Annotated in this window: 5 protein-coding genes; 4 read left to right on the forward strand and 1 reads right to left on the reverse strand. The window is 50.2% G+C overall.

Annotation, left to right across the window (positions count from 1 at the left end):
• Positions 1–83: 83 nt before the first annotated feature.
• On the reverse strand, positions 84–1,340 hold the full coding sequence (gene lysA / locus FDX01_RS13385) for a diaminopimelate decarboxylase (RefSeq protein ID WP_137399918.1): 1,257 nt from the start codon (positions 1,338–1,340) through the stop codon (positions 84–86).
• Between the two features lie 116 nt (positions 1,341–1,456).
• Here lysA and FDX01_RS13390 point away from each other — a divergent pair, with 116 nt between their 5' ends.
• The 4 genes from FDX01_RS13390 to FDX01_RS13405 all read left to right on the forward strand — a co-directional run.
• The gene (locus FDX01_RS13390; RefSeq protein ID WP_062773249.1) at positions 1,457–2,380 is read left to right on the forward strand and encodes a LysR family transcriptional regulator; all 924 of its coding nucleotides are present in this window, start codon (positions 1,457–1,459) and stop codon (positions 2,378–2,380) included.
• A gap of 289 nt (positions 2,381–2,669) precedes the next feature.
• The gene (locus FDX01_RS13395) at positions 2,670–3,377 is read left to right on the forward strand and encodes a fimbria/pilus periplasmic chaperone (RefSeq protein ID WP_115257561.1); all 708 of its coding nucleotides are present in this window, start codon (positions 2,670–2,672) and stop codon (positions 3,375–3,377) included.
• A 30-nt stretch (positions 3,378–3,407) separates the two neighbouring features.
• Positions 3,408–3,920, forward strand: a complete 513-nt coding sequence (locus FDX01_RS13400) for a CS1 type fimbrial major subunit (protein WP_137399919.1) — start codon at positions 3,408–3,410, stop codon at positions 3,918–3,920.
• Between the two features lie 76 nt (positions 3,921–3,996).
• Positions 3,997–6,042, forward strand: a 2,046-nt coding sequence (locus tag FDX01_RS13405; RefSeq protein WP_249360977.1) for a TcfC E-set like domain-containing protein, incomplete at its 3' end; no start/stop codon positions are given.

Consider the following 6,042-nt stretch of genomic DNA (forward strand, 5'->3'; position numbering starts at 1 on the left):
CACCGCGCACATTGCCGGATGGCGGCTACCGCCTTATCCGGCCTACACCCGGCCAAGCGCAGCGCCGCCGGGAATCCCATCTCTCAAATAAGTTCCAGCGCTAACAGCTCATCAATGGTCTGGCGACGACGAATCAACCGCGCCACGCCGTTATCAAACAGCACTTCCGGCAGCAGCGGACGGCTATTGTAATTCGACGACATCGACGCACCGTACGCCCCGGTATCGTGCAGCACCAGGTAATCGCCCGGAACAACCGCTGGCAGCAGACGCGTTTCGACTTTCCCACCCTCTTGTTGAGTGAAAACGTCACCAGATTCGCACAACGGCCCAGCCACTACCGTTTCAATCTGCGCGGCCTGCGACAGCGGACGACCATCGCCCGCCAGCGCCGAAATGTGGTGATAGCTGCCGTACATCGCCGGACGCATAAGATCGTTAAAGCCCGCGTCGATCAACACAAAGTGACGGCTACCCATCTCTTTAACGCTGCGCACCTGCGCCACCAGCACGCCTGCTTCGGCCACCAGGAAACGACCAGGCTCGATCTCAAGTTTCACCGGATGCCCCAGGTGTTTAGCGATTTGCTCACGCGCAGTATTCCACAGGCCAAAGTAGTGATCGGTGTTGATCGCCTCTTCCCCTTCACAATACGGGATCGACAAACCACCGCCTGCCGAGATCGCTTCAAGATCCTGACCAAACTCCACCACCTGACGCACCATCGCGCCGCACACCTGCTCCAGATGACCGTAGTCCACGCCGGAGCCGATATGCATATGAATACCGACCAGTTTTAGCTGGTAGCGCTGGATCACTTCCAGCGCCGCCGGAAGGTCGCTATACCAGATCCCGTGCTTGCTATTTTCACCGCCGGTATTGGTTTTCTGGCTGTGCCCATGACCAAAACCAGGGTTAACACGCAGCCACACGCGGTGACCCGGCGATACCTGGCCCAGTTGCTCAAGCATATCCACCGACCCGGCGTTAACGGGGATTTGCAGCTCATGCACCCGTGCCAGCGTCGCTTCATCAATCATATCGGCGGTAAAGACAATCTCATCTTTCCCCGCGACATACCCTGCCGCCAGCGCACGTTCAATCTCACCTAATGAGACAGAATCCACCTTCACGCCCTGCTCACGCATCAGGCGCAGAATATGAATATTCGAGCACGCCTTTTGGGCAAAACGAATCACATCAAACTGGCTCAGTTTGGCAATCTGCTCGCGGATGATTTGTGCATCGTAAACCCACACCGGGCAGCCAAATTCGGCGGGCAGGCGCAGCAGGTTGTCAGCGGTCAGGTCAGTATCGGTATTGTTGAGTGGACGTGGCATAGCGAACTCCGGTATCTGTTTTTTATGATTACGCCACAGCCTGAACAGAATAAAAAATATCGTTTTATCGCGAGTCTATGCAAAAATGATATGGACTGTTTATTCGAGGATTACCCATGCCTGCCGTTAACCTGCGCCATATCGAAATTTTTCACGCCATTATGACGGCGGGTAATCTGACGGAAGCCGCGCGGATGCTAAATACCTCGCAGCCGACCGTCAGCCGCGAGCTGGCGCGATTTGAACAGGTGCTAGGATTAAAGCTTTTCGAGCGCAGCCGTGGTCGCCTGCACCCAACGGTGCAAGGGTTACGGTTATTTGAAGAAGTGCAGCGTTCCTGGTACGGCCTAGACCGCATCGTCAGTGCCGCAGAAAGCCTGCGCGAGTTCCGCCAGGGGGAGTTATCAATTGTCTGTCTGCCGGTCTTTTCACAATCCTTTTTGCCCTCGCTGCTGCAACCGTTTCTGGCACGCTATCCACAGGTCAATATTCAGATTGTGCCGCAGGAGTCTCCGCTGCTGGAGGAGTGGCTGTCGGCACAGCGTCATGATTTAGGGATAACGGAAACAGTCCATACCCCCGCCGGGACCGAGCGCACGGAGTTACTCTCACTTGACGAAGTTTGCGTATTGCCGCAAGGGCATCCGCTGGCTGAAAAAACGGTCTTAACACCGCAAGATTTTCAGGGCGAAAACTATATTAGTCTGTCCCGCACCGACAGCTACCGCCAACTGCTGGATACCCTGTTTAACGAGCACCAGGTCAAACGCCGGATGGTGATTGAAACCCATAGTGCCGCCTCTATTTGCGCGATGGTACGCGCTGGCGTGGGGATCTCTGTTGTGAATCCGCTGACGGCGATGGACTATGCCAGCAGTGGGATCGTTATCCGCCGATTTAGCGTTTCAGTGCCGTTTACCGTAAGTCTAGTACATCCTTTACATCGCCCTTCATCAGCGCTGGTTGATGCTTTTAGCAGTCATTTAATACATCAAACACCTAATATCATTGAATCTTATAAATGCTGGCTAAATTCATAAAATCCCAAAAAAACCATGTAGCACAAATAGCTAAAGAAGTGTTTTTTATTTATAACATAATGAAACCAATAAATAAGATATTATATAACATTGAAATCCATTCACGCAAAATATGATTTAATCTTTCCTTAATATACTTTTTAGGAAAACACACTTTATTGCGAATCGTAAAAAGTATAATTTTACCTCATTCCATAACACTTTCTTACTTTAAATATTAAACCATAACTAGCGCATTACTTATTCAACAGGATGCTGAATAACAGAATGACTAACAGGGAATTATAACATGACACTAAAGTTAAACCTGTGTGCTATTTCACTAGCATGTTTGGCCCCGCTCTGCCACGCAAATATGTCCGTCTATCCCATGTCAGTTGATATGAACGATCAAGGCGAAAGCAGCGTACGTGTTATTTCTCGCTCCAGCGATGTGCAATATATTAAGACGTCAATTCTTAATATTACCGGTATCGGCACAACCCAAGAAAAAGAAACTGAAATCAAAAATGGCGATCCTACCGCGATTGTCGTTATGCCTCCCAAATTCGCCCTCCCCGCTGGCGCCACTAAAATGGTACGACTGGTCGCAATGGAGCCGGTAAAGGAAGAGACAACCTACCGTGTGAAGTTCGAGGCAGTACCGCAGCTTGATGACCCGCTTGAAGGGACTCAAAATACCAAGTCGCAGTTAACCATTAATCTTATCTGGGGTGTACTCGTCAGCGTCCCACCAGAAAACCCGCAGCTAAAAATCAACCTACTTGCCGATGGAAAAATAACAAACACCGGTAACCAGCGTTTTAAAATATTAAAAATAGGATTGTGTAAAAAATCACAATCAGACAAAGACTGTGCATGGCAGGATGTTGGTAATAATATTTACCCACGCGCTAGCTATGTACCTAAAAACATATTGAATTACGACCGGGTCGTTGTTCAGTATTGGAACTGGATTGACAAGTCAAAGCACTCGCAGGACTTCCCAATTCATTAATCAGTAATTTATTACATGGAATATAAGTAAATGAAATCAGTTATCTCTAAATCCTTACTCGCTTTGGCAATGGTTTCTGTAATGGGTTCTGCAATGGCAGTACAGAAAGATATTACCGTTACTGCAACCGTTGATGCCGCGCTGGATATGACTCAGGTTGATAACTCTGCGCTGCCAAAAAACGTTGATATGCAGTATATCCCAGGCACCGGTCTGGTTCCTTACCAGCTGCAGACCAAAATCTGGGCAAACGACGTGACAAGTGATGTCATGATGCAGTTGACCAGCGATGCCGTTCTGGTTAACAGCCTGGGTGGTGACACCGTTCCGATGACCGTTTCCTGGGGCGGCGAAGCGCTGTCTACTACCGCGGTAACTCTGGCAGCAAAAGAACTGTTCCCGAATGCTGATACCGCACTGAAAACAGGTTCTGTAGCTAAAGCCCTGCAGATCGCACAGACCACGCAGGAACCTCTGACTACTGGTACCTATCAGGGCATTGTCAGCATCTACCTGTACCAGACTGCTACTGCTCAGCCTTAATTTTCCGCAATAAATCCAATGAACCGAAGAGTCTTCTTCGGTTCATTTTTGTTATATCAAGGACGATGATTGAGTGATGAAAAAATCAATTCTTGGGCTATTAATCTTTTCCATGCTCAATACGGCTTACGCGCGGCGAACAGACGCAATTCCACCAGGATTTGAAGCCATTGTACAGGGCCAGCAGGAATATATTGACGTCTATCTTGCAGGACGCAATCTGGGTAAGTTTTATGCCACCGTTAACCTTGATACCGTTAAGTTTGAACAGCCCCAAAAGATCATCTCCGCAATGGCGCTGGGTAACGATCAGGCTCGTATCAAAACCGTTGCAGCAAAACTCAGCCAACCTCTTGAACGTCACGGTGAACTTGCCTGTTCGACGGTAAACAGCGGCGCTGGCTGCGGTTATCTCACCACTAACGACGTCGCACTGATTTATAATGACGAACAGAACGCCGTCAATCTCTTCTTAAATAAAGAGTGGTATCCCGACAGCACCCAAACCGCTCTCTATCTGAAAGCAAGCCAGGATGATGATATCGTTAACGCGTTCATCCATCAGCAGGATATTAACGTCGCCATCCAGGACGATTTTAAATCGGCATATCTGCAAGGTACGGGCGCATTAGGCATCACCGATAACAGCTACATTGGCGGTTACTGGAGCCTGAATGGCAACGAGAGCGATGGTGAAACCGAGACTGATGTTGACGTCAGCGAACTGTACTATCGCTACGATCTCATGAGCCGCTTTTACGTTCAGGGCGGGCGAATGGATAGCCGCAGCCTGTTTAATCTTGATGGCGGTAACTTTAATTTCACCTTCCTGCCGCTTGACGCCTTTGACGGGGTTCGCGCAGGATCGACCTTGAGCTATCTCAACCGCGAACAGGCGGGCCAGGGCACACCGGTCAACGTATTGCTTTCGCGCAGCTCACGCGTTGATGCCTATCGCGATAACCAACTGCTCGGTTCGTTTTACTTAAACGGCGGCAATCAGTCACTCGACACCAGCTCGTTCCCGTCAGGGAGCTACACCCTTCAGCTGAAAATTTATGAAAGCAATCAGCTTGCCCGTACTGAAGTGGTTCCTTTTACCAAAACGGGGAGCATAACGGACGGCCATGCCCAGTGGTTTATCCAGGCGGGTAAACTGGCGGATGACTCCAGTTCATCAACAAGCTATAGCGATGACGGTTCCACCTCTGCCCAGGCTGGCGTGCGGCTTCCGGTAACGGCACAAAGCGAGCTGATGCTCGGCGTGGCCTCGGTAGACAATAACTTTTCTGCGGAAGTTAACGGTCATATCACCCCGGCACTGGGTGCTTTGGGTGATATGGATCTGCAAACCGGCTTTTTCTATAACGACCAGGGTGGCCGCGGTAACATGCAGCAGCTCAACTGGCGGGTGGAGAACTTGCCCTCACTGAACTTGTACCGAAAAGATACTAGCGGCGGTCAGTGTTCCGGCGATACTGATTCTGAAGATTACGATCTCAACTGTTTTGAAAGCATCAGCGCAGGTCTATCACAAAACATCTTAAGCTGGAGCCTTTCCTTAAACTGGAACCGCACCCGCAACCATGCGGACTATCGCACGCGCTGGGACAACGACGAAGACTTTAGTGATAACTATTTCAACCAGGCAAGCGCTAATTCCACCTCAGATACTATCCAGTTTAGCGCCTCACGCTCTTTCAGCCTGACTAGCTGGATCCTGAACACCAACCTCGGCGTATTTACGCGTAACAACAACGACAGCACCGGCAACGATAACGGTGCCTACTTTATGTTTACCTTCAGTGAGATGCCGCGCCAGGATAATAACGCGCGCAGCCGTAGCACCACCATCGGTGCCGATTATCGCACTAGTAAAAACAGTAGCGACCAGACATCCTGGAATCTGGCACGGACCTGGTATGACGATAACGTCAACCATAAAGAAGTGGGTGTGAGCCTTGGCGGTATTAATACTGATACCCTCGACAGCGGCGTCAACGGTCGTATTGATGGTCTGTATGGCAACCTCAGCGCCTATCTCACCGATAGCTACGACACGCAGGACCGCGATCACAGTACCGCCTTTACCGGCAGCTATAGCTCCACGCTTGCCGTCAGC

Source organism: Citrobacter sp. wls613 (assembly GCF_005281195.1).
Classification (GTDB): Bacteria; Pseudomonadota; Gammaproteobacteria; order Enterobacterales; family Enterobacteriaceae; genus Citrobacter; species Citrobacter gillenii.

Bases quoted from the DNA above. Each gene is read 5' to 3' on its own strand.
- lysA (WP_137399918.1), bottom strand. From the start codon at position 1,340: ATGCCACGTCCACTCAACAATACCGATACTGACCTGACCGCTGACAAC.
- FDX01_RS13390 (WP_062773249.1), top strand. From the start codon at position 1,457: ATGCCTGCCGTTAACCTGCGCCATATCGAAATTTTTCACGCCATTATG.
- FDX01_RS13395 (WP_115257561.1), top strand. From the start codon at position 2,670: ATGACACTAAAGTTAAACCTGTGTGCTATTTCACTAGCATGTTTGGCC.
- FDX01_RS13400 (WP_137399919.1), top strand. From the start codon at position 3,408: ATGAAATCAGTTATCTCTAAATCCTTACTCGCTTTGGCAATGGTTTCT.